At 55.2% G+C, this 24,184-nt stretch carries 18 protein-coding genes, 1 tRNA gene and 1 pseudogene; 17 read left to right on the top strand and 3 right to left on the bottom strand.

What is annotated here, in order from left to right; all coding sequences use genetic code 11:
* Positions 1–397: 397 nt before the first annotated feature.
* Complete coding sequence (locus ACZ46I_RS11775; RefSeq protein ID WP_464280902.1) at positions 398–3,205, top strand: response regulator; 2,808 nt, start codon at positions 398–400, stop codon at positions 3,203–3,205.
* Between the two features lie 40 nt (positions 3,206–3,245).
* Here the strand turns inward: ACZ46I_RS11775 and ACZ46I_RS11770 are convergent, their stop codons facing one another.
* Positions 3,246–4,826, bottom strand: a complete 1,581-nt coding sequence (locus ACZ46I_RS11770) for a hypothetical protein (protein ID WP_464280901.1) — start codon at positions 4,824–4,826, stop codon at positions 3,246–3,248.
* Between the two features lie 400 nt (positions 4,827–5,226).
* Here ACZ46I_RS11770 and pta point away from each other — a divergent pair, with 400 nt between their 5' ends.
* From pta to ACZ46I_RS11715, 11 genes and pseudogenes are all read left to right on the top strand, one after another.
* Positions 5,227–6,222: a phosphate acetyltransferase gene (pta, locus tag ACZ46I_RS11765; RefSeq protein WP_013505670.1), complete on the top strand. Its 996-nt coding sequence runs from the start codon at positions 5,227–5,229 to the stop codon at positions 6,220–6,222.
* A 27-nt stretch (positions 6,223–6,249) separates the two neighbouring features.
* Positions 6,250–7,536 (top strand): acetate kinase, encoded by a 1,287-nt coding sequence (locus tag ACZ46I_RS11760; protein WP_013505671.1) that lies wholly within the window; start codon positions 6,250–6,252, stop codon positions 7,534–7,536.
* 163 nt (positions 7,537–7,699) lie between these two features.
* On the top strand, positions 7,700–8,905 hold the full coding sequence (locus ACZ46I_RS11755) for a lipoprotein-releasing ABC transporter permease subunit (RefSeq protein ID WP_013505672.1): 1,206 nt from the start codon (positions 7,700–7,702) through the stop codon (positions 8,903–8,905).
* On the top strand, positions 8,898–9,578 hold the full coding sequence (locus tag ACZ46I_RS11750; RefSeq protein WP_226508898.1) for an ABC transporter ATP-binding protein: 681 nt from the start codon (positions 8,898–8,900) through the stop codon (positions 9,576–9,578). Before ACZ46I_RS11755 ends, ACZ46I_RS11750 begins: the two co-directional genes overlap by 8 nt.
* A 77-nt stretch (positions 9,579–9,655) precedes the next feature.
* Positions 9,656–12,310 (top strand): valine--tRNA ligase, encoded by a 2,655-nt coding sequence (locus ACZ46I_RS11745; RefSeq protein WP_464280900.1) that lies wholly within the window; start codon positions 9,656–9,658, stop codon positions 12,308–12,310.
* Positions 12,307–13,137, top strand: a complete 831-nt coding sequence (nadC, locus tag ACZ46I_RS11740; protein WP_013505675.1) for a carboxylating nicotinate-nucleotide diphosphorylase — start codon at positions 12,307–12,309, stop codon at positions 13,135–13,137. Before ACZ46I_RS11745 ends, nadC begins: the two co-directional genes overlap by 4 nt.
* 55 nt (positions 13,138–13,192) lie before the next feature.
* Positions 13,193–13,268: transfer RNA gene (locus tag ACZ46I_RS11735), tRNA-Trp, on the top strand.
* Positions 13,269–13,425: 157 nt separating this feature from the next.
* Positions 13,426–13,890, top strand: coding sequence for a hypothetical protein (locus ACZ46I_RS11730; RefSeq protein ID WP_013505676.1), 465 nt, complete (start codon positions 13,426–13,428; stop codon positions 13,888–13,890).
* Positions 13,887–14,282 carry a hypothetical protein gene (locus tag ACZ46I_RS11725; protein WP_464280899.1) on the top strand — a complete coding sequence of 132 codons (396 nt, stop codon included), beginning with the start codon at positions 13,887–13,889 and terminating at the stop codon, positions 14,280–14,282. Before ACZ46I_RS11730 ends, ACZ46I_RS11725 begins: the two co-directional genes overlap by 4 nt.
* Positions 14,283–14,311: 29 nt before the next feature.
* Positions 14,312–15,009: pseudogene (locus tag ACZ46I_RS11720) on the top strand (response regulator transcription factor).
* Positions 15,006–16,376: a HAMP domain-containing sensor histidine kinase gene (locus ACZ46I_RS11715; RefSeq protein ID WP_013505679.1), complete on the top strand. Its 1,371-nt coding sequence runs from the start codon at positions 15,006–15,008 to the stop codon at positions 16,374–16,376. The pseudogene ACZ46I_RS11720 and the gene ACZ46I_RS11715 overlap by 4 nt, the downstream one beginning before the upstream one ends.
* Positions 16,377–16,583: 207 nt before the next feature.
* Here ACZ46I_RS11715 and ACZ46I_RS11710 read toward each other — a convergent pair whose 3' ends face one another.
* Together ACZ46I_RS11710 and ACZ46I_RS11705 are read right to left on the bottom strand one after the other, a co-directional pair.
* On the bottom strand, positions 16,584–17,024 hold the full coding sequence (locus ACZ46I_RS11710; RefSeq protein ID WP_013505680.1) for a MarR family winged helix-turn-helix transcriptional regulator: 441 nt from the start codon (positions 17,022–17,024) through the stop codon (positions 16,584–16,586).
* A gap of 189 nt (positions 17,025–17,213) precedes the next feature.
* Entirely contained in the window at positions 17,214–18,440 is a 1,227-nt protein-coding gene (locus tag ACZ46I_RS11705; protein WP_464280898.1) for an HD-GYP domain-containing protein, read from the bottom strand.
* Between the two features lie 413 nt (positions 18,441–18,853).
* On the opposite strand from ACZ46I_RS11705, the gene ACZ46I_RS11700 reads away from it, so the two are divergent.
* The 5 genes from ACZ46I_RS11700 to ACZ46I_RS11680 are packed head-to-tail and all read left to right on the top strand — an operon-like array spanning position 18,854 to position 24,084.
* Positions 18,854–19,534, top strand: coding sequence for a hypothetical protein (locus ACZ46I_RS11700; protein ID WP_464280897.1), 681 nt, complete (start codon positions 18,854–18,856; stop codon positions 19,532–19,534).
* Between the two features lie 54 nt (positions 19,535–19,588).
* Complete coding sequence (locus tag ACZ46I_RS11695; protein ID WP_226508902.1) at positions 19,589–19,945, top strand: DUF485 domain-containing protein; 357 nt, start codon at positions 19,589–19,591, stop codon at positions 19,943–19,945.
* On the top strand, positions 19,942–21,603 hold the full coding sequence (gene actP / locus ACZ46I_RS11690; protein WP_464280896.1) for a cation/acetate symporter ActP: 1,662 nt from the start codon (positions 19,942–19,944) through the stop codon (positions 21,601–21,603). Before ACZ46I_RS11695 ends, actP begins: the two co-directional genes overlap by 4 nt.
* A 25-nt stretch (positions 21,604–21,628) precedes the next feature.
* Positions 21,629–23,464 carry a putative nucleotidyltransferase substrate binding domain-containing protein gene (locus tag ACZ46I_RS11685; RefSeq protein WP_013505685.1) on the top strand — a complete coding sequence of 612 codons (1,836 nt, stop codon included), beginning with the start codon at positions 21,629–21,631 and terminating at the stop codon, positions 23,462–23,464.
* Positions 23,464–24,084 (top strand): 3'-5' exonuclease, encoded by a 621-nt coding sequence (locus ACZ46I_RS11680; protein WP_013505686.1) that lies wholly within the window; start codon positions 23,464–23,466, stop codon positions 24,082–24,084. The genes ACZ46I_RS11685 and ACZ46I_RS11680 overlap by 1 nt, the downstream gene beginning before the upstream one ends.
* Positions 24,085–24,184: the final 100 nt, after the last annotated feature.

The raw sequence follows: 24,184 nt of genomic DNA, 5'->3' as shown, positions 1-24,184 counted from the left end.
GGCTGCTGAGAAGCCTTGTCTGCCAGTTAATATGAGGAACCGTTGCCGATGGCACTGCAAGGCTCCCGCCAAACTCTCCAGGCGCGTAACTATAAGTAATGGCAGCGTCTGGTTATGGTGTCCTCGCCATATTGCGCGTGTGTCGGAAAGGTGACAGGGGAATTGTCAGGTTTGCGCCTGGGTTGTCCACCATGATGGCGAATGTGCGGGAAGGTATTCTCCTGCCGCCAGGTTCATGGTATTGTGTCATTCAGTGGCGAGCAGACTTTGCGTAGCTTTCGGTTTCAAAATGCAAAAGGATATTGGTGTTGAAGTCATGGGCGTGAAGTGGATATGTCGTTTATTGATTGGTTGTCTGCTACTGCCTATGCTGTGTGGTGCATGGGCCGGTGCTGTTATGCTGACGGCTGCCGAACGGATGTATCTTGAGGCTCTTGGTCCCGTAACGGTTGCTCCAGACCCCGACTGGGTTCCCTTTGAACATGTGGATGAACGGGGAAACTTTACGGGTATTGCGGCGGACTTGCTGGATCTGGTGGCTTCGCGTCTGGGAATCGAATTCTCCTATGTGTTTCCCCGCGACTGGGACGAGGCCCTGGAGCTTTCCCGTTCCGGTCAGGTGTTGATTCTGCCCTTCCTGAACCAGACCCCGGCGCGGGAGGAGTGGCTGCTTTTCACGGAGCCTCTGCTGGTGGATCCCAATGTCTTTATCACCCGGGAGGAACATCCCTATATAGTTGACGCGACGCAGCTGACGGGCAAGGTCATGGTGCTGCCCAGCGGCACTTCCATGGAGGAGCGGGTACGCCGCGATTTTCCCAACCTGGAGATCATGCATGTGGCTACGGAGAATGACGTCTTCAGTGCCGTATCCCGGCGAGATGCCGACCTGACGCTGCGCTCGCTGACTATCTCCGCCTATACCATTCGCAAGGAAGGGCTCTTCAATCTGAAAATAGCCGGTCAGGCGCCCGAACACTACACCAACCGCCTGCGCATGGGCGTACTGAAAAGCGAGCCCATGCTGCGGGATATTCTCGACAGGGCTATCGCCACCATTACCCATGCCGAGCGTGAAGAGATTGTGAACCGGCATGTGAATATCACCATTGTCCAGCCCGTTGACTATGGCTTTGTGTTGCGCGTCGCCGCTGGGCTGATCCTTCTGATTGCGCTTGCCATGTACTGGAACATGCGCCTGCGGCGACTGAACCACTCACTGCAGGAGAGCGAACGCAGCAAGTCCCTGCTCATTTCCAACCTGCCTGGCATGGTCTATCGCTGCCGCTATGATCGCACCTGGACCATGGAGTTTGTCTCGGAAGGCTGTTTTGAGCTGACGGGTTACCGGCCTGAGGATCTGGTGGAGAATCGGGTGGTCTCCTTTGATCAGCTGATCGATCCTGCCGATCACGAATGGATCTGGCAGACCTGGCAGCGCGCCCGCGCTCTGGGGCAGCCTGCGCGGCTGGAGTATTCCATTACCACGGCCAGTGGGCAGACGAAGTGGCTTTTCGAGCAGGGGGATTTTGTCCTGAATGACAGCGGTGATGTGGTGGCTCTTGAAGGGCTGATCATCGATGTGACGGAGCGCAAGCTTCTGGAGCAGGAGATGCTGGCCGCCAGGCAGCAGGCAGAGGCGGCCAATGCCGTGAAATCGGAGTTTCTTGCCAATATGAGCCATGAAATCCGCACTCCCATGAACGCGGTGCTTGGCCTGATCTACCTGTGCCTGCAGACGCAGCTCTCGGCGGAGCAGCGCGACATGCTCAGCAGGTCCTATGCCGCGGCCGAGTCACTGCTGGATATTCTGAATGATATTCTTGATATCTCCAAAATCGAAGCAGGCAAGCTGGAAGTGGAGCAGGTTGAGTTTCCACTGGCGGAAGTGCTTGACAAGGTGTTTAATCTGCTCAAGTTCCGAGTGGAAGAGAAAGGCCTGAAGCATTCGGTCACTGTGGATGAAGAAGTGCCGTCAACGGTGATTGGTGATCCCATGCGCCTTGGACAGGTGCTGCTGAACATCGCGGGGAATGCCGTCAAGTTCACCGAGCAGGGCTCGGTGAGCCTGGAGCTTTTCTGCGAAGCCGGTGTTGATGGCGACCTGGTTCTGCGTTTTGTGTTCCGGGATACGGGAATTGGCATGAGTCACGAGCAGATGGAGAACCTCTTCGAATCCTTTAATCAGACCGATACCACCATTACGCGCAAGTATGGGGGAACCGGACTGGGTCTGGCTATCTCTCGCCGCCTGGTGCACCTGATGGGGGGTGATATTCAGGTGGAAAGTGAACCTGGAAAGGGTTCCACCTTTACCTTCAGCGTCCGCTTCCGTTCCGTGGAGCGGCACGTTCCAGCCCTGAAAGATGTGTGGGATTATGATACCCGCATGACATCGCCGCTTCTGGATAGCGCCGGAATGGAAGGGTCTCTGGAAGGCGTCCGGGTGCTGCTGGTGGAGGATAATGCCCTGAACCGCGAAGTTGCCAGTGGCATGCTGCGCGGCATGGGAGTGGAGATCACCTTGGTCTGCAATGGCCAGGAGGCGTTGGCGATTCTTGACCAGCAGGATTATGACGTGGTGCTGATGGATATGCGCATGCCTGTTATGGATGGCTTGAGCGCCACCAGGCAGATTCGGCGCAACCCCCGCTGGAATGCCATGCCCATTATCGCCATGACGGCCAATGCCATGCACAGCGATGCGGAAGCCTGCAAAGCTGCCGGTATGAACGACCACATTGCCAAACCGGTGTCCAGGAAGCTCCTGGAGAGCGCGCTGCGCAAATGGACGGGCCGCGAAAGTGCACTCGATGCGACTCTCGGCAGGCCTGATGGTGGGGTGATGGACGGCGCCGTCGCCCTGCCGGGAGTAGATGTGGCCGATATTCTGGACAAGCTTGAGATCGATATGGATACCTACCGCGAATTCCTCGCCTTCTTCGCAGACAGCCAGGGAAGTATGGTGGTGAATATCCGCCAGGCCATGGAGCAGGGCGATGTCGCCGAGGCCGGACACCTGGCGCACGCCCTGAAAGGCTCATCGGCCTATCTTGGCTTCAGGGCGCTTTCCGCAGCCGCTGGAGCTTTGGAGAATGCTCTGGCGGACACCACTTCCAGTGACGCGCACCGGGCGCTCAGTGAAGTGGTGTCGGTTTTCGGGGAGATGATGCGGGCGATTGAGAGCTGCCTGGCGTCTCGGTAAGTTTTATTCTGCACAATTTTTCCGTACATCTGCATTGACTTTAATCGCTTCGGGGGATGACGCGCAGGGACTGGAAAATGTCCATCAGGGTGGGCATGAACTGGCGCTCAAGCGCGGTCAGCGTGGCCCCGTTGATGATGTACATATGTGAGTTCGCCATGAGCAGTACCTGAAACTGGGAGAAGCCCAGCCCGCTCTCTTCATCAACCCACTGGTAGCGGCGCAGGTGGGCGGGGTCGAGATCTTCTGTCAGAAAGCGATTTTCCAGCACCAGGGTGTACTGGTTGTACTCCTCCTCCATGTCACGGCCAAGGGTGGCAATCACCTCTTCCAGCCAGTCGTAACCAAATCCCTCTACCGGAATGGCCTGAAAACTGATAGTGGGCCGATAGTCGTCAAAATCCGGCTGGGGCGGTCCGTAAAAGCGCAGGAGTTTTTCCCCGTCCCACTGGCCGGTCCACGGGGTAGGGATGATCAGGGAAAGCATGAGGCGCTCGTCGAAAATGGTCTGAAAGGGGCCTCCCTTCGAATGAGCTATCATACTGTCGTCAAAGGGGATGACGCGCAGTGACTGCAGGGCGCGGGTCATTTCGGGCAGCAGCTCGTCCTTGCGCGCTTCTTCCGCTACCATGGTCAGAGAGTAGAGCATTGATCCGGCCAGAAAGGCGATTTGATGCAGGAAGAGGTCGAGATCGTGCTCAGTGTCGCGGTAGCGCAGGGTGATGGTGGTCGCGTCGCGTCCGTCAACGGTGGTACGGGATTCGCTGAGCACTGCCTGTTCGGCACGGGGAATCCGGCGAGTCTGTTCCAGCAGCTTTTGCGGCTCACTGCCGTCGGCCTGCGCCAGGCGGGTCAGGTGCACGGCCAGTACACCGGGGCGCTGGATTTCCTCTTCGCGGTCTTCGATGTCTTCGCGGTAGATGGCGTGGGAGCCTGACTCTTCCTGGGGGTCCCATTCCACCGGAAGGGCCAGGGAGGCGTGGGTGTGGTAGCTGAAGTGGGTACGATATCCAGGGGGAGGGAAATCGCGCTGTTCGTTGCCCCCCAGTCCTTCAATGGAGTTGACGATATCCGCGAAGAGAGGCATGTACTCTTGGGCCAGGGGAGCTATGGTTGATCCGTCCACCTGGACGACGGAGCCGTGATCAAGGTTTGTGACAATGAGGGCCGTAACCTGTTCAAAGGAGTGGGGGACGGAATCATGGCTCCACTGGTAGCGGATGAACCACGCGGGCATGTTGTCCTGCATGAACTTCTGCTGCCGTAGGATTTTCAGGTCCGGATGGCGTGAGGCCAAAGCGTCGGGGACGCCCGTGATGAGCTTTTCAAAGGCTTCTGGTGTGGGTGATTCCAGGCGTTCAAGGCTCAGAGCGATACTGGAGCGATAGCCCATCTGAGGGGAGGCCATGTAGATTCTGTCGGCGTGGATGGCTTCTTCGGCGAACCAGTCGGCGGGTATTGCCAGGCGTATTCCAAGATCACGGGCGATAATACTCATGGTGTCCTCTTCGGTAAGTTGGTTCAGGGCGTGGGCCATCGCTGGAAGGAACAGGCAGACGAGCAGGCAGGCGCCGGTCAACCTGTGCAGGACTGCTCTTTGCCGCGCCGGTCGAAATTTCATGGGGTACACTCCTCATGGTTTACGGCGAATATAGCACATGCGGGCCGGTGGTTCACTGACAGGCTGCTGAAAAATCCTCATTTGCGTCAGGATGCTTTGCGCTTGGCTTTGGATGATGCCTGCTGCTGGTTCGCGAATTGTTCTTTTGTGCCACTCATCCCGTGAAGTTGTGCAATGATTTGGGAGTATGCTATGTTACAAAAAAGGTAACCATTCACGGTCTCGCAGCTGTATTTCAGCAGGAGCGCCTGTGTTCCGAGAGCGAGCCCGGATGGCGAGCGGCGGAGACTCGAGCCATGGACGAAAGCGAGTGTCTCCGTGAGGAATGCGGGCGCGAGTGCTGCTACAACGTGAAGAGTTACCAAAAAAGCAAAAAACGTCCTAACTCAGGAGGGTACAGATGAGCGTATTGGAAAGCTTTATTGCCAAGGCCAAGGCCAATCCCAAGACAATTGTTCTGCCGGAAGGGGAAGATCCCCGCACCGTAGAAGCGGCTGCCATTCTCACCAGGGAAAAGATCACCAAAGTGAAGCTTCTGGGCAATTATGACACAATTGTGGCGGAGTTTTCCAAACAAGGATTCAGCACCGACGGTATTGATATCATTGACCCCGAGAAGAGCCCCCTCTACGAAACCTACGTGGAAGCATATCTGGAAAAGCGCAAGTCCAAGGGCATGACTCTGGACGAGGCTCAGGAATCCATGAAGCATGTTCTCTTCTATGGCGCCATGGCCGTTGAGCGTGGCGATGCCGATGGATGCGTTACAGGCGCCTGTCACACGACGGCGGATGTGCTGCGTTCCGCTCTGCGGGTTATTGGCCTTCAGCCCGGTATCAAAACCGTATCCAGCTGCTTCATCATGTGTACCCCCCAGGCCCCCGAGTTTGGCGAAAATGGGTCGACCATTTTTGCCGACTGCGCGGTCAACCCCAATCCCAACGCGGAACAGCTGGCGGAAATCGCCCTTTCCACTGCCCAGAGCTGTCGCTCCTTCCTGGGTGTCGAGCCCCGCGTCGCCATGCTCAGCTTCTCCACCAAGGGTTCGGCCAAACACGAGGATGTGGACAAAGTGCTTACCGCCCTCAAGATCGTGCAGGAGAAGGATCCGAAACTCATGGTTGACGGCGAACTGCAGCTTGACGCGGCTATCATCCCCTCTGTCGGCGAGCGTAAGGCGGCGGGCAGCCCCGTGGCAGGCAAGGCCAACGTGCTCATCTTCCCCACCCTGGACGCCGGCAATATAGGCTACAAACTGACTGAACGCTACGCCAGAGCCGAAGCCATCGGCCCCATCATTCAGGGTCTGGCCAAGCCGGTCAACGACCTTTCCCGTGGATGCAAGGCCATGGATATCGTCAACCTTGCCGCCATCACCGCCGTCCAGGCGCAATAATACAATTACGAGAAGGAGAAGAGATTCATGGATATTCTTGCACTGAACTGCGGCAGCTCTTCGGTCAAATACCAGCTTTATAACTGGAGCGACCGCAAGGTTATCGCCAAAGGTATGGTAGAACGCATCGGCATTGGCGACTCTTTTATCATTCATGAAGTCCCCGGTCGCGATACCTATAAAGATGAATACGAGTGCAGCGACCACGAAAGCGCCATCAACCTGATTGTCAAAACCCTCACCTCCAGTGAAGTCGGGGTTATCGCCGACCTGAAGAGTATCTCCGCTGTGGGCCACCGCGTGGTTCACGGTGGCGAGAAGTTCGTCTGCTCTGTTCTCATTGACGATGCCGTGATCCGTGGCATTGAAGATGTCCAGGATCTGGCGCCTCTGCACAATCCGCCAAACCTTGCCGGTATCCGCGCCGCCGAGCGTCTGATGCCCGGAGTGCCTCAGGTGGCCATCTTCGACACGGCCTTCCATCAGACCATGCCGCGCAGCTCGTTTATGTATGCCATCCCCTATCACCTTTACGAAGATCACGGCATCCGTCGCTATGGTTTCCACGGCACCAGCCATCTGTACGTCAGCAAGCGCGCTGCCGCGCTGCTGGGCAAGCCGGCTACCCAGTGCAACATTATCACCATGCATGTGGGCAATGGGGTTTCCAGCTGCGCCATCAAGAACGGTATCAGCGTGGACACCAGTATGGGCCTGACGCCTCTGGAAGGTCTGATGATGGGAACCCGCAGCGGTGACGTTGATCCGGCACTGCCCATGTACCTGATCAACCGCATGGGGATGTCGGTCAACGAAGCCGACTCCCTGCTCAACAAGCAAAGCGGAATTCTGGGTATCACCGGTCGCTTCACCGACCGCCGCGATGTCATCGAAAACGCCCAGGCCAACCCCAGTGATCCCTCCAAGGGCGCCGATGAGCGCTGCATCCTGGCTCTTGACATGGAGGCCTACCGCATCCGCAAGTACATTGGCGCCTATGCCGCTGCCCTTGGCCGTACCGACGCCATCGTGTTTACCGCCGGTGTTGGCGAAAACGCGGGGCTGATCCGCGAAAAGGCCCTGGAAAACCTGGAATTCATGGGGGTAAAGCTGGATCGCGAGAAGAACCTCAAGACCTTCAGTAAGTCCGGTGAGACCATGATTTCCACTCCCGACTCCCCCATTAAGGTCTATGTGATCCCCACCAACGAAGAACTGGTCTTTGTTGAGGATGTTGTCGGCGTTACCAGCGGCACCTACAGCGATCACCTTTCCTACGCCTATACGTTTGCCCGTCCTGACTATCAGGCCTGAGCAGGCTCTTTTCCCGGCCCCCCGCAACAGCTGTTGCGGGGGGCTTTTTTTTGGGGTACAAAAAGGCTGCTCGCCCAGGGCGGTACGCTTTGACGGCTGCTGAAAAACATCCGCGTCAGGGTGCGGCGACAGGTTGCCAGTAAATCGACCACAAGGGAATTCCATGTACGAACTCACCATCGCCTGGCGAAATCTGCGGGGCAAAAAACGGGAGAAATTCATATCCTTCATCGGCCTGATCAGTGTGCTGGGAATCGCCATCGGCGTGGCTGCCCTGATTATTGTTCTCGGCGTTATGAAGGGCTTTGAGACAGAGCTGCGTTCAAAGATACTGGGTGCCACCTCACATATTGTGGTCAGCAGCTATGACGGCGTGATGACGGAGTATCCAGACCTGGAGCGGCGTATTCGTGCCATTGACGGGGTCGAATCGGCATCGGGGGTGCTGCACGCCAGCCTGATGCTCATGGGGCAGCGCAATGTCAGTGGGGTGGTGGCCCGGGGTATTGATCCCGAGTCCCACGCCCATATCGCATCCTATATAGTTGAAGGTTCACTGCAGAACCTGCATCAGCCGGATTCCATCATTATAGGACGTCAGCTGGCCAGCAAATACCATCTGGATGTGGGCAGCGTGGTGACTTTTCTGGCGCCTTCGGGGCGCATCGGGCCTTTTGGCAGTGTGCCCAAACGCAAGCAGATGCGGGTGGCCGGTATCCTGCAGACGGGCATGTATGAATATGATACCTCCCTGGCCTTCGCTTCCATTGAGACGGTCAGCGATATTGCGGGACACCGCGATCTCTCCGTTAATACCATTGAAGTGCGCATCAGGAATATCTTCAATACCGAAGATGCCATGGCGGCTATCCGCGAGGAAATCGGTCCCATGTACTTCACCCGTGACTGGACCACCATGAACGCCAACCTCTTCAGTGCCCTGAAACTGGAGCGGGTCAGCATGTTTCTGATCCTGTGCGTGATTATTATTGTGGCTTCCTTCAATATTATCAGTACGTTGGTGATGATGGTCATGGAGAAGACCCGCGAGATTGGCATTCTGATGTCCATGGGGGCCACCAGACGCAGTATTTCGCGTATCTTTTTCCTGCAGGGAATTCTGCTGGGGATTGCCGGAACCATCCTGGGAACCATCAGTGGCATTGTCCTGAGCCTGCTGCTCAAACGCTATCAGTTTGTCAAGCTCCCCCCCGATGTCTATATGCTGGACACCGTGCCGGTGCAGCTGGAGCCTGTTATCATTCTCACGATTATCGCGTTGTCGATACTGATCAGTATCCTCTCCACCCTCTACCCGGCTCGCCAGGCGGGCAAGCTCAGCCCTGTGGAGGCACTGCGCAATGACTGACCCCATGACCCCGAATCAACAGCCAATTCTGCAGGGCCGCCAGCTGGCGCGCCTCTACCATATGGCCGGCCAGCACTCCGTCAGGGTACTTGGCGGTCTGGATATCGACATTCTGCCCGGTGAACTGGTGGCCATCACGGGGAAGAGCGGCACCGGTAAATCGACGCTGCTGCACCTGCTGGGGGGGCTGGATCGCCCCGATGAAGGCGAGGTATTTTTCCGCGGCGAATCCCTGAAGGGTGCCAGTGAGAATTTTCTGGCCCGTTACCGGGCGGAGCATATTGGTTTTGTCTTTCAGTTTCACCATCTGCTCAGTGATTTCAACGCCCTGGAAAATGTGCTGATGCCCATGACCATTGCTGGACAGCGGGACAGTCAGCGGGGGCGTCAGCTTCTTGAACAGGTGGGCCTCGGGCATCGCTGGAATCATTACTCTTCAGAACTCTCCGGTGGCGAGCAGCAGCGGGTGGCCATTGCCCGTGCCCTGGCCAACCGGCCCAGTGTGCTGCTGATGGATGAGCCGACGGGAAATCTTGACGAGGAGAATTCGGCCCATATTCTGGATATCCTCCAGACCATCAGGCGTGAAGAGGGCACCACCATTGTCATCGTCACTCACAGTCTGCAGCTGGCGGGTCAGTGCGACCGCAACCTGGTGATCGGAGCCCTCTGACAGGAGTTCAAGTTCCCTTCTTGTCAACTGCCAGGCCATCATCTATACTGCTGCGACTTCATTTACAAGGGGAAACCATGTCTTCACTGGCAAAGTACTACGACTCTCAGCAAAGCGAACGCAAATGGTACCAGGCATGGCTTGACAAGAACTACTTCCATGCCGATGAACATAGCTCAAAACCCGCCTACTCCATTGTCATTCCTCCACCCAATGTCACGGGCTATCTGCACATCGGCCACGCCCTGTGCATGACCCTGCAGGATGTTCTCACCCGCTATAAACGCATGGATGGCTACGAGGCCCTGTGGCTGCCCGGCACCGACCACGCTTCCATTGCCACCCAGATTGTGGTGGAGAAGCAGCTGGCCGCAAAGGGAATTGACCGGGTGCAGCTGGGCCGTGAAGCGTTCCTGGAAAAGGTGTGGGAGTGGAAAGAGCACTCCGGCAGCATGATTGTGGAACAGCTCAAGCGCCTGGGCTGCTCCTGTGACTGGGAGCGCGAGCGCTTCACCATGGATGAGCAGTGCAACCGTGGTGTGATGGAAGCCTTTGTGCGCCTCTACCACGAAGGCATTATCTATCGCGGCAAACGCCTGGTGAACTGGTGCCCGGTGCAGCAGACCTCCCTCAGCGACCTGGAAGTCATCCACGAGGACGTGGAAGGCGCCATGTACTATATCCGCTATCCCGTCGAGGGCAGCGACGAATCCTTTGTCATCGCCACCACCCGCCCTGAAACCCTGCTGGGCGATACGGCGGTTATCGTCCACCCCGAAGATGATCGCTACCGCCACCTGGTTGGCAAACGGGTTGTGCTGCCCCTGTGCGATCGCACCATTCCCGTTATCGGCGACGATTACGTGGACCGGGAGTTTGGCAGCGGGGCCATGAAGGTTACCCCCGCCCATGACTTCAACGACTTTGAAATCGGCAAGCGCCACGGCCTGCAGATGATCAATATATTCACCGACAGCGCCCACATCAATGACAACGCCCCGGTCAAGTATCGCCGCATGGAACGCTTCGCGGCCCGCAAGGCTATTCTGGAAGACCTGGAGAGCGCCGGACTGCTGGTGAAGGTGGACAAACACCTGCACTCGGTGGGCAAGGCAGAGCGCTCCGGTGCCATTGTGGAGCCGTACCTGAGCGATCAGTGGTACGTGAACGTGGAGGTTATGGCCCAGAAGGCCAGTGACGCCGTGCGTACCAAAGAAGTGCGCTTTGTCCCCGAAAACTGGGAGAAGACCTACTTCCACTGGATGGACAATATCCGCGACTGGTGCATCTCGCGCCAGCTGTGGTGGGGGCACCGTATTCCCGCCTGGTACTGTGAGGAGTGCGGACATATCACCGTGACGGTGGAAATGGAAGTACAGCGCTGTGAAAAGTGCTCCTCGGCCCACATCCGCCAGGATGACGACGTGCTGGACACCTGGTTCAGCTCCCAGCTGTGGCCTTTTGCCACCATGGGCTGGCCCGGCAGCACCGCAACCCTGGAGAAGTTCTACCCCACCTCGGTGCTGGTGACGGCCTTTGATATCATCTTCTTCTGGGTGGCCCGCATGATCATGGCCGGCTACACCTTTACCGATCAGAAGCCCTTCCAGGAAGTGTATATCCACGCCCTGGTGCGGGACAAGTATGGCCGCAAGATGTCCAAGTCCGTGGGCAACGTCATTGACCCCCTGGGCATCATCGACCAGTACGGCGCCGATGCCCTGCGCTTCACCCTGATTTCCCAGGCCGGACAGGGGCGGGATATCAAGCTGGATATCGACCGCATTGAAGGCTACACCACCTTTGTGAACAAGATGTGGAACGCCCTGCGCTTCACCCTGCATACCATGCCGGAAAAACCTTCCAGTCAGTTGCCGGAAAATCTCGCCATCAGCGACGCCTGGATTCTGGGGCGCCTGAATGCCACCATCGCCGAAGTGCGGCGCGGCCTGGATGGCTATCAGTTCAATGAGGCATCCGCAGCCATCTACCGCTTTATCTGGCAGGAGCTGTGCGACTGGTATATCGAGCTTGCCAAACACCGCCTCTATAAAGGCAGTGATAAGGAGAAGGCCGGCGCTTCGGCGGTGCTGTGCCACTGCCTGCTCACCTCCATGAAGCTGCTGCACCCCTTTATGCCTTTTGTCACCGAGGAGATCTATCAGCAGCTGCCTGGCCATGGCGAATCGGTGGTCATCGACCACTTCCCCGTGGAACTCGATCTTTCCGCCCATGCCGAACCCATCGCTGTGATGGAGAAGGTCATGGCCTCCATTGATTCCGTGCGCAGTGTGCGTGGTGAAATGAACATCTCGCCGGCCCAGCTCCTTGAGGCCTATCTCATAACCGATGACCAGCAGCTGCAGGCAGCCGCCAGTCAGTACAGCGATTACTTTATGGCCCTGGCCCGGGTGCAGACCCTGCACAGAGCCCAGGATGTTCAGGAGCTTCGCGGGCGCAAGGGAATGGTCAGTGCCGTTACCAGTTATGGCGAAATCCTGCTGCCTCTGGCTGATATTGTGGACTTTGAGGCGGAACTGCAGCGACTGCAAAAAGAGTATGATAAAGTATACAAGGATTTCAGCGTATATGACAAAAAGCTTTCCAATGAGGGCTTTCTGAAAAAAGCCGCTGAAGAGGTCATTCTCAAGGATCGCCACCGCCACGAAGAACTCAAGGCCATTCTGGAAAAACTGCAGACCAATATGGCCCAAATGAAGGAGCACCTGTGAACCACTTTGTTGATACCCTGCTGGACCTGGCACTCACCGAAGATATCGGCACCGGCGATCTCACTTCCGAAGCCATTTTCCCCACTGACACTGAAGGCCTGGCCTATGCCGTTGCCAAGGAAGATCTCATCTTCAGCGGACAGTTTATGATCAACAAACTCCTGCTGCGTCTTGATGGGAAAACCGTCTATATTCCCTATATGCGCAGCGGGACCATGGCCAGAAAGGGCGACAAGCTCTTTGAGGTGCGGGGCTGTATCCGCAAGATCCTCACCGTGGAACGTACCCTGCTCAATTTTATTCAGCACTTCTCGGGCATTGCCACGCTGACCCGTAAGTTTGTGGATATCGCTGAGCCCTATGGCGTGAAAATCTGCGATACCCGCAAGACCATGCCCGGCTATCGAGTTTTCGAAAAAAAAGCAGTGCGCGATGGCGGCGGCGCCAACCACCGCATGGGTCTCTTTGACGGCGTGATGATCAAGGATAACCATATCGATTTCTGTGGCAGCATTACCGCCGCCGTTGAAAAGGTGCGTGCAGTCATTCCCCACACGATTCGCGTGGAAGTGGAAGCCCGCACCATGGATGAGGTGAAGGAAGCCCTGGATGCCGGCGCCGATATCATCCTGCTGGACAACATGACCCTGGACGAGTATGGCCGTGCCATTGAGTATATCGACAAACAGGTACTGACCGAGATCTCCGGTGGTGTCAACCTCACCAACCTGGAGAGTTACTGCAAACTCAAACCCGATATCATCTCAACCGGATATATCACCCATTCATCGCGCTCCATGGACATCTCCCTGAAGGTGATGAAGTAAAAACCCTTGACCGGCGACGGGATTTCCTTTATAAACTCCCACTGTTGCCCACTACAGGACACTAGCTCAATTGGTAGAGCACCGGTCTCCAAAACCGGGGGCTGGGGGTTCGAGTCCCTCGTGTCCTGCCATTCGTTTCTCATCACCCCTGGCTTCCGGGTCAGGGGTGTTTCTGTATTTTCCCTTCAGCGCTTCACATTTCTTCATACTGGCGAAAAACGTGCGCAAACTTTGTATGGCAGAGTACTCCGTATTCCCGGGCATTGTCCCGTTGAAAGGAGTATTGCCATGAAATGGTACACGTTATTATTGGTGTTTCTTGCCTTTGTGTTTCTTGTTCTTTTTGTGAATGCCTGTACTCACTACCATAAGGGTGGTCACGCAGCCATGCTTTCCGGTCAGAATCAGGAGAAACTGGTGCGACATCTCGACAAGCGTATGGAGAGAATGCTGCGGATGATAGACGCCAGCGAGGAACAGCAGGTGGCGATTCGCGCCATCGCGCATGCGATTATTGAAGACGGGATCGAAGTGCGTCAACAAGGTTCCGCAGATCGCGTTATGCGTATCTTCACCGATTCCCCGGATCAGGAGCTGCTCCACGCTCAACTGAGCGAGCGCTCACGTGACCTGGCGGAATTTGGTCATCGGACCCTGGATCGCGTTCTGGAAATCAATGCGTTGCTGACTTCAGAGCAGCGGCAAAAGGTAGTTGAACATCTGGAAAAGAAACACGCTCGGAGGGGAGTATGAGTGAAGACAGAACCAAGGGAGACCAGGCGCCAGAGTTAAGTCAGGAAATGAAACAGTATTTTCGCATCTATTGGGGGAACTTCCCCTTTCCTGTCATGCTGGTGCACCGCACGAGAATAATTATGGAGCGTAATGCCCTGGCAGAAGCGCTTGGGTGTGTGCCGGGTGCCCGCTGTTCGGACCAGGGAACGAAAGAGAGTCACAAGGGGTGCCTGGCAAATCTTGCCCTGCGTGAACAGAGTGCGCAACGGCGGGTCGGATACTTGAAGGAATTTGGCATGATCCTGGATGCTTACTGGATACCACTGGTGGACTTTCCCGACTATTTCCTGCATTTCTCTATTGACATCACCGAGTACGCCGCAGAGCATATGAAATTGGTCGAACTGTAGCCCTGTTGGAGTGTATCGGAAAGGCGCCTGTGGAAAATCAACCGCTTATCCATATCCTGATTATAGAAGACGATCGACGTTTGGCTCAACTGATCAGCGAGTATCTGCAGAGTCATGGGTTGGTGGTGAGGGTGGAGAACGCGGTCTGCGGGAGGCATTGCGCCACCGTTATGATGTCATCCTTCTTGATCTCGGCCTGCCTGGGCGTGATGGGATATCGGTCTGCCAGCAACTTCGCGGTCATTCCGATATTCCCATACTCATTACCACAGCGCGGGGCGAAGAAGCGGACAAAGTTCTTGGCCTGGAGGTGGGAGCCGATGACTATATCGCGAAACCCTATTCGCCTCGTGAACTGCTGGCCCGCATCCGTGCTTTTACTCGCCGGATGCGGGGGCAGGTGGGTCCGCGTCATGCCGTGTTGCAGGTTGGGAGTCTGTGCCTTGAGCCTGAGGCTTTGCAGGCAACCCTGGACAGTTCGAGGCTTGATCTGACCAGTTATGAGTTTGCCCTTCTGTACGCCCTGGCCAGTAATGCGGGCCAGGTGCTGTCCCGTGAACGTCTTATGGAGCTTGCCCGTGGAAGTTCTGATGATGCCTTTGACCGATCCGTCGATGTGCATATTTCGCGATTGCGCCAGAAGCTGGGTGATAACTCACGTCCTGTGAAGATGATTCGAACCGTACACGGTGCAGGCTACCAGTTCGTAGCAGGGGGCAGGCAATGAATATTTCCCGTCGTCTTTTCTGGCGCATCTATCTCAATGGATTGTTGCTGCTTATTGTCGTTGCTGCTGCGGGCACCCTGCTGGCTATCTTCGTGCCGGTGGAATCCCGATATGCAGGCCGCGCTGAACAGCTCTCCCGATTTCTTACGCTGGAGCTCTCACGTCACGCCCCGGATCTGGAGGTACTGCAGCCTACACTGGATCTGCTGGCGCAGGAAGGCATCAACAGTGCGATTTATCGTCTGGATGGGCAGCCCATCGCGCTAGCCGGGGATATCATCCCCCGACCCCTTGGGGAGAAGGAGAGAGAAAAAATCGGCCGTTGGCATCCTCTTCGCCAGAAGCAGTGGGTACATGCCATAGCACTGGAGACCACGCCACCTGCCTACCTGTTGTTATCCAGTAACACGCCAGCTCATGGCAGCCGCTTTCTACTGACCCTGGCCACGGTTTTTATCACCATTGCGGTGGTATCTTTTCCCCTGGCCAGAGCGCTCACTCGTCCGCTGGAACAGTTGACGCAAAATGCCCGTCAGTTGGCTATGGGGAATTTGCGGTCGCGCAGCGGCATCGTACGTAACGACGAAGTAGGTGAACTGGCTCGGGCCCTGGATGATATGGCGAGTCAACTTGAAGAGCGCATTCAGCGTGAGCGCGAGCTGTTTGCCAATATTTCCCATGAAATCAGAACACCTCTGGCGCGCCTGCGTGTTGCCTTGGAACTCTGCGAAGAAGTCCCAGGAAATGTGCCGCAGACCATGGCGCGACTGAAGGAAATGGAAGCGGATATTCGCGAGCTGGATCATCTGGTGAGCAGCGTGCTTGGCCATACCCGCCGGGGTGAAGCTCCTGTTACCATTGACAGCTTTCCCCTGCGAAGGCATTTCACTGATCTGAGTGGTTTTCTGGCTGACGTTGTTCAGCGCTTTCAGCGCCACCATCCCCACGATTCTCTGCATTTTCTGCAGCCACAATTTCTGCCTGCAGCAAGCATTGATCCGGAAATGATGCATCGTGTCTGTCAGAACTTGCTGGACAACGCAGTGAAATATCGTGCCAGTGGTACGCCGATCAGGTTACACGCGGAAGTTCAGGAAGGTTATTTTTTCCTGAGCGTCTGCAGCACTGGTAACCCTGTACCTGAGGCGGACCTGCCCCACCTTTTTCGACCTTTTTTCCGTAGCCACAAAGAACACCCTGTTACCATACCAGGCACCGGGCTTGGGCTGGCCTTGTGTCGTCGCATTGTGGAGGCCCATGGCGGGGTGATTGAGGCCAGGCGAAATGCTGGTGGAATGGAGTTTCTGGTGAAGCTGCCTTTGACAGGACGTTCGCCGTGGCATGCAACCGAAGCTCAGGGAAATTGAAACGGCTGCCCCTGACAAAAAGGGAATCTCTGCTCTGGACGCTTAAGTGTTCATGTTCCAGGCGTACGTCCAGGTCTGGTCGGTGGGGTAGGTCTTTGCGTCCAGGATACAGCGCAGCAAAGTGATCCGCAATGGTATCGTGAACAACGCAAATAAAAAGGCAGACAGTCTGTGAACTGTCTGCCTTTTCTTCAAGAAACTTCCGGGTTAGAGGGAGTTCGCCTCTACAATGGCCTGCAGGGCGTTCAGGTTATTGATGTGTGTCTTGAGTCGATCTTCGGTTTCACTGCTGAAAATACCACTGACGATTTTCTTGTAGTCCTGGTTCAGCTTCTCGTAGCGAGCGACACCTTTTTCTGTCAGGGAGACAATTTGAGCTCGTGAGTCTTTTTTGTCACGTTTTCTGACCACGAGGCCGGCTCCTTCGAGGCGGTTGACCACGCCGGTCAGAGTGCCCTTGGTTATCAGGGTGATGTCGGTGAGATCCTTGTGTTTCATTTCGCCCTGTTCACTGAGTGCTTTGAGCACCTTGAACTGCGAAGGGGTGATGCCAAGCTTCTTGGTGCGACTGTCGATAGCGCTCTTGTAGGCTTTCTCGAATGCGTTAATTTTCTTGATCAGCTTATCTATGGTGTCCTTTTTGGCCATATCATGCCTCCTTGTTTTGAAAATTTAATATAATGCGTACTGGTAATATTCGCATCGGTAACTTTATGAGCAGTGAAAAAAAGACAATGATTTACCTGATATCATCCTTGATACGATAGTGTTGGTCTGTGACACAAGGAAAGGTTTTAAGGGAAATGCTGTCATTATGTCCCAGAAGAAGCCCATGAATCAGAGGAGATGAATCTCCATGCTCTTCAGTTCTTCCACTGAGCGCCTTTTCAGCTGAATACTATCATTGGTTGAGAGGTCTATGTCAATGGGTTCTGCCAGTTTTTCCCGGTTTGCGTCAAAAAAGAGGCGAATTACCGGACTGAAGCGATCCTCGGAGTTGCTTTTTACCACTGTTCCCAGGTAGCCCTGGTACTCCCCATGGGGTATCTGAATATTGGCTCCTGGGGGAAATATATTGAGGATGCGCAGGAAAGCGTCCAGGTACGCTGGGTGAAAACGGTTGTAGAAACGGTTGGTCATGATATAGGCGGCATCAATATAACTCAGAGCCGGCCGGTGCTGACTGTCGCTGGTGAGATTGTCAAAAGTGTTGACGATATTGGTTATTTCCGCAAGGTGTGAGATGCCGCTGAGGTGCTTGGTGTCATTGACACTCCAGGGCTCCTGACTTCCCTTCAGGCCATAGGGAAATCCACTGCCATCGTGATATTCATGGTGCTGGGTGACGACGGTGACCGAGCGTATGCGCTGGGATATGCGAGAATTATTCAGCAGCATGCGCCTTCCCAGCAGTGAGTGGGTTTTCAGAAGGGCAATCTCCTGCCTTGACAGGCTGCTGAGAGGACTATCCAGTATTTTGCGGGGTATCATGATCTTGCCGATGTCGTGAAGGATGGTACCAAAGGCCAGATCTTCCAGGTGGCGATCGGGCAGTTTCAGTTCGCGCCCGAGGGTAAGGGCCATGGCAGTGACGTCTATGGAGTGCTGAAAGGTCTGGGCATCATGTTGCTTGATGCTGTTGAGGGCGATGCCTCCCGATGAATTGATAATCTTCTCCAGCAGCTCGCGGGTATAGTCAATGACGGCGTTGAAGGCTGGAGAGTTCTTGATGAAACTGGTGAACTTGCTGTTGTCCAGCGCGGCTTCTGCCTCCCCCTGAACCTCCTCGCGGATGGATTCAAGAACCTCCTGGGTGTCCTGAAAGGCCTGGCGCACCACTTTTGTTCCCTTGCGGTGGGTCTCCTGGTCGATGGTGGACTCCATCTCAATATCCTGGCTGAGGCTGTCGTCTATGGTGACGTTGCTCAGGCCCATATGCCGGAGCTTATCTATATAAGGTTGTGTCAGGACAGCGCCACGGGCCAGCATGATCTGCCCGGCAACTTCTATCTGCTCTCCCATGACCATGCCAACTTCAAGTTTGTCAGCAGGGATTATCCTCATCGTGCATGCTCCTCAGGTAATTTGTGCGTATGGTAGCAAATACCCCTGTGCGAGAAAAGAATTATCTGAGAAGCCATCGCCTTCAAGATGGCATCTCAGAAGGTGTTCGGGGGTGAGTTCCATTGAAGTCTGTGTTAGTCTTGTGGTGATCGGCTGGGGAAAACGAGTGTCGGAGTATGCAAAGAGCGGAGGATATCATGTTCGTGAGGGGGCTTTGGGGGGCGGTCTTTGCGTTGTGGCTGTGCTCGCAGGGGTTCGCCGAGGAGTGTCTGCCTGCGCACGCTTTCTCCCTGGGTGTCACCGCCGTGGTGCTGGGGGTCGATGGGAGCGTACTGAGCGCGCCCTCTGTTCTGTATGACAAGGGGGAGTACTTTCTGATGCCCGCGGCTGTGGCGCGCCTTGGGGACGGGAGCGTGAAAACGGACTATCATGGCGAGTGTGACAGCTACCATGGACATGCCGGCAACATCCTGGTGAATGGCAATCCGTTTACGGACAGCGCGGGATATTTTGATCATGGGCAGTATGTTGCGGCCCATGTGGGGGAAATGCCCACTCTGCCGTTGTGGCAGGCAGGAGTCGAATCGGCAGTGCCGCTGGCGTTTGCCGTTCGCGACCGGGATGCTGTAAGTGCCACAGCGCTCTTTGTGCCGCCACTGGTTGCTCCTGCAAGGCTGCGCCTGCGGAATGCCATTGCACAGTACGATACGCAGAATCAACGGTTTCTTGCGGAGGTGCCGGTCCAGGTGGAGTATTGGGCAGACGGTACCTGGTGGCCCTCCTCTGGTGACGAATTCACTTTCGCGGAAAATTCCCGCCATATGGTGAGAGAAGAGGATTTCGCCGTGATCCCCCTTGCTCACGTGCTTGAGGAAGATATGGCCCATGTGAAATTAACTGTTGACAGAAGTGGTTATGAGCAAGGACAATTGCTCCTGATAATTGAGTACACGGGCCCCGGACAACGGGGAGTCTTTCGTGTAGACGCACTGCTGCCTGATTTGCCATGGTACTCTCCGGCAGCGTCAGCGTACGTGTATTTCGGAAGTATGCCGTCTGATGCTGCCACGGTGCGATCACAGCCTGTTTTCTGAGGGTGCGCCCTTTTCCATAGAGTTCGCTTATGATCATAAAGAAGGTGGTGCGTTATGGATACGAAGGTTGTTAACGCGATATACGACAATCCCAGGTTCCAGGAGATGGTCAAACGCCGCAATGCATTTGTGTGGCGGTTGACTGGCACGATGCTGGGGGTCTACGGTTTCTTTCTGCTTGGTCTGGCTTTTTTTCCGGCCATCTACGCCTATCCTGTTCCTTTCCTGCGCTACCAGGTCATTCCCATGGGCATTCCCATTGCTATCGGGGTCATTGTGGTCGCCTTTGTGCTCACCGGTGTCTATGTGCGCCGGGCCAATGCGGTGTACGACACCTTGAATGAAGAGGTGCGCAAGGCCGTCATGGAGGCGGAAGCCCAACGCAAAGAGCACAGTGGAGAGTCTCTATGAAAATTGCGCTGATATGCCTGTTTACCCTGCTGGTCTGTTTGTTTGCCGTTTCTTCTGCCATTGCGCAGCCAATCGTAGAGCTGTCGCGTACCGGTGGGAGCTGGGAGGCAGCACTGATTTTCCTTGTTTTTGTGTTCATTACCCTGGTGATCGTCTATATGTCAGCCAAGCGTACGCGTACGGCCAAGGATTTTTACGCTTCCGGTGGCGGTATTTCTGCCATGCAGAATGGTCTGGCCATTGCGGGCGACTATATGTCAGCCGCGTCTTTCCTGGGAATCACGGGGCTTATCTATCTCTACGGATATGACGGGTTTATCTTTTCCGTCGGTTTTCTGGTGGGATGGCCCATCATCCTTTTTCTGATTGCAGAACAACTGCGCAACCTGGGGAAATACACTTTTGCCGATGTGGCATCGTACCGGTTGCGTCAGAAGCCCATACGTACTCTGGCGGCCTGTGGTTCCCTTTCCGTGGTGCTGTTCTACCTGATTGCCCAGATGGTGGGTGGAGGGAAGCTGATTCAGATACTCTTCGGTGTGCCCTACAGTGCCGCAGTGATTATCATTGGCATTCTGATGATTGTCTACGTTTCCTTCGGTGGCATGCTGGCTACCACCTGGGTACAGATTATCAAGGCCATCATGCTGCTGTTCGGCGCAACCTTCCTGGCAGTGGCATCTCTTTACGTGGTTGGTTTCAGCTATGAATTCCTTTCCATGCGCGCTGTGGAAATTCACCGCTTCAGGTGGGGGATCATGGTGCCCGGCAAAATGCTCGCTGATCCGATATCCGCCATTTCGCTGGGGCTGGCGCTGATTTTTGGTGCGGCGGGCCTGCCCCATATCCTCATGCGCTTCTTTACGGTCTCCAATGCCAAGGAGGCGCGGAAATCGGTTTTCTATGCCACGGGCTTTATCGGGTATTTCTATATTCTTACCTTCACCATTGGCTTTGGCGCGATCATACTGGTTTCCACCAATCCCAATTATCTTGATGCGATGGGACGTCTGCTGGGCGGCGAAAATATCGTGGCGCTGCACCTTGCCCATGCGGTGGGGGGAGATTTCTTCCTGGGCTTCATTTCCGCTGTTGCCTTTGCCACTATCCTTGCCGTCGTTTCGGCTCTGACCCTGGCAGGTGCCTCGGCGGTCTCCCATGACCTCTACGGAAGTATCCTGCGCAAAGGAAAGGTCTCCGACAGCGAGCTGATGAAGATCTCACGCCGTGCGGCACTGGGCATTGGTATCCTGGCGATTCTGCTGGGTATCGCCTTTGAACATCAGAATATTGCCATTATGGTGGGGGTGGCCTTCTCCATTGCCGCCAGCGCCAATTTCCCTGTCCTGTTCCTTTCCATGTTCTGGTCAAAGCTCACCACGCGGGGTGCTGTCATCGGCGGTGGCCTCGGACTCGTCAGTGTATTGCTGCTGATTCTGACTGGTCCCATCGTCTGGAGAGATACCTTCGGCTTCGCCGAAGCCCTGTTCCCGTACGCTTTCCCAGCCATCTTCACCATTCCCCTTGCTTTTATCGGTATCTGGTTTTTCTCGATAACCGATAAGAGTGAGGAGGGGCAGAAGGAGCGAGAAGCGTACAAGGCTCAGTTCGTACGGTCACAGACCGGCATTGAGTCAGAGGGAATAAAATACATATGAAAGCGGTTGCAGTGGAGGTTCCGGCATGTCTTTGAATACCCTCGACCATCGGGTCTTTTTTTCAAGTGTAGAGCCCTTCTGTTCCCTTGAGGAAGAGCGTTTCGGGAGTGTGCTCGCCAATATAGATGTGGCGTATTATCGCAATCGCGACATTATCATGCAGCGTGGCCAGGAACCGGAATACTACTATATCATCGCCAAGGGCATGGTTGAGGAGATTGACGAGGAGGAGAATTCCTCGTTTTACGCGGTGAAAGACAGTTTTGACGCCGCGTCCCTTCTGCAGAACCGCGTTCGGCATCAGTATATAGCTGCCGAGGAGACACTTTGTTTTGTCCTGAAGAAAGAGATCTTTCTGCAGCTGATCAAGAGTGATGCCGCATTTGAAAGCTACTTTCTCCATAACCTTTCGGAAAAGATGAACGCGCTGCTGGAGCGGGACATCAATAAGGAAATGGCGTCGTTCATGGCCACCAGGGTCAGGGACTGCGTGGTGCATCCTCCGGTGGTTGTCAGCCATGACGCCAGTATCCGCGATGCGGTCGCCTGCATGAGTCAGAACAAATCGGACTCGCTTATCGTGCAGTTTCCCGATGGTGGCGAGGGCCTCGTCACCAACACGGATCTGCGGGAAAAAGTGATTCTGCCCGATCTCTCCTACGATACCGCTATCGGCACCATTGTGGTCAAAAAACTGATCACCATCGAGGAGTCGGACTTCCTCTTTAATGCTTTGCTGCTGCTGATCGAGCACTCAATCAAGAGAATAATTGTTCAGCGTGACGGGAAGACCGTCGGCGTTCTGGAGCAGATTGACCTGCTCAGCTCCATCTCTTCCAAGGCGCACCTGACCAACATGCAGATTCAGCAGGCCAGGACGGTGGACGAACTCAAGGCGGCCAGCAGTGATGTGGTTTATCTTATTAAATCCCTGCAGCAGCAGGGCGTGAAAGTGCGCCATATCACCAAGCTCCTGGGTGATCTGAACACGAAAATCTATAAAAAACTCTATGAACTGGTGGCCCCACCGGAGCTCATCGAGAACTCCGCGCTGATCATTCTGGGCAGTGAAGGACGCAAGGAGCAGACGCTGCGCACTGATCAGGATAACGCGCTGATACTGCGCGATGGCTTTGAGCACCCCGAACTGCGCCAGATAACAAAAGACTTTACCGATGCTTTGATATCCTTTGGTTTCCCCGAATGCCCCGGTGGTGTGATGGTGGTGAACCCCTACTGGTGCAAGAGTCTCGCGGCCTTTGACAGTGAGTTGCGGCGCTGGGTCAGCGAACCCGCAGGCGACAATGCCATGAATTTCGCAATTCTCATAGACGCCAGCTTTGTGGCCGGTGATGTCGCCCTGTATGAAGGATTGCGCGAAGCCATGCATCGCTATATCCGCCAGGATAACCTGTTCTTTGCGAATTTTGCGAAAAACGCCCTGATTTTTGAGACACCCCTGTCGCTGTTTGCCAATTTCGTGACGGAGAAACGTGGACGCAGTGAAGAGCTGGATATCAAGAAAGGCGCCATTTTCCCGATTGTGCATGGCGTGCGCAGTCTGGCCCTGGAGCACTACTGTCAACACACCAATACCATAGAGCGCATCAAGGAGCTCAACGACAAGGGTGTGCTGGATACGGCATTTGCCACGGAGCTGATCGAATCGCTGAGCTTCCTGCTGAGCCTGCGACTGAATATTCACCTGCAGAAGTATGAGCGCGGGAAGGTTGTGGACAACTATCTCAACCCCAAGGACCTCAGTAATTTTGAGCGCGACCTGCTGCGCGATGTTTTCAAGATCGTTGACCGTTTCAAGAAGTACATCACCCATCACTTCAGAATCAATATGGTGCGCTGATGCTCCACACAATAAAGCAGTATTTCAACCGTAAGGGGTTACGTGACCCTGAGTATGAGTTTCTCTTTGAGCCCTACACCGGTGAGGAGGCGGTTTCGTTTGACTGCGAAACCACTGGACTGGATGTTCACCATGATGAAATCATCTCCATCGGCGCGGTGAGAATTCGCGGCAATCAGATCCTCACCAGCGAAAAGCTGGAGCTCTTTTTCAACCCCCAGCAGGAAATGCGCGTGGAGAGTATCAAGATTCACCATCTGCTGACCTGCGATCTGGTGGACGGCGTTCCCCTTGAAGAAGGGATCAGGCAATTCCTGAACTTTATCGGCAACAGACCGCTGGTGGGATACTACCTGGAATTTGATGTGGCCATGGTCAATCGGGTTCTGAAGCCCATGCTGGGGATTACGCTGCCCAATCGGCAGATTGAAGTATCGGGACTTTACTACGACAAGAAAATTGCCGCTATTCCCCAGGGAAACGTTGACCTGCGGTTCGATTCCATAATGCATGATCTTGACCTTCCCCCCTTTGCCAAACACGATGCGCTGGGCGATGCCATCATGACCGCCATGATGTACGTGAAACTGCAGCACATCAAGTATCTTGAGAAGTTCTGACCATCTCCTCTTCCTCCGGATTTCCTTCGCCGACTCTCTGTTTGCATCCTCCTCTGCCTTGGGGCGCGGGCTCCACATGGTTTTGGTCACTCTTGGGGCA

It is taken from the genome of Desulfurispirillum alkaliphilum (genome assembly GCF_055378285.1).
This window is presented reverse-complemented; position numbering and strand designations above follow the sequence as displayed.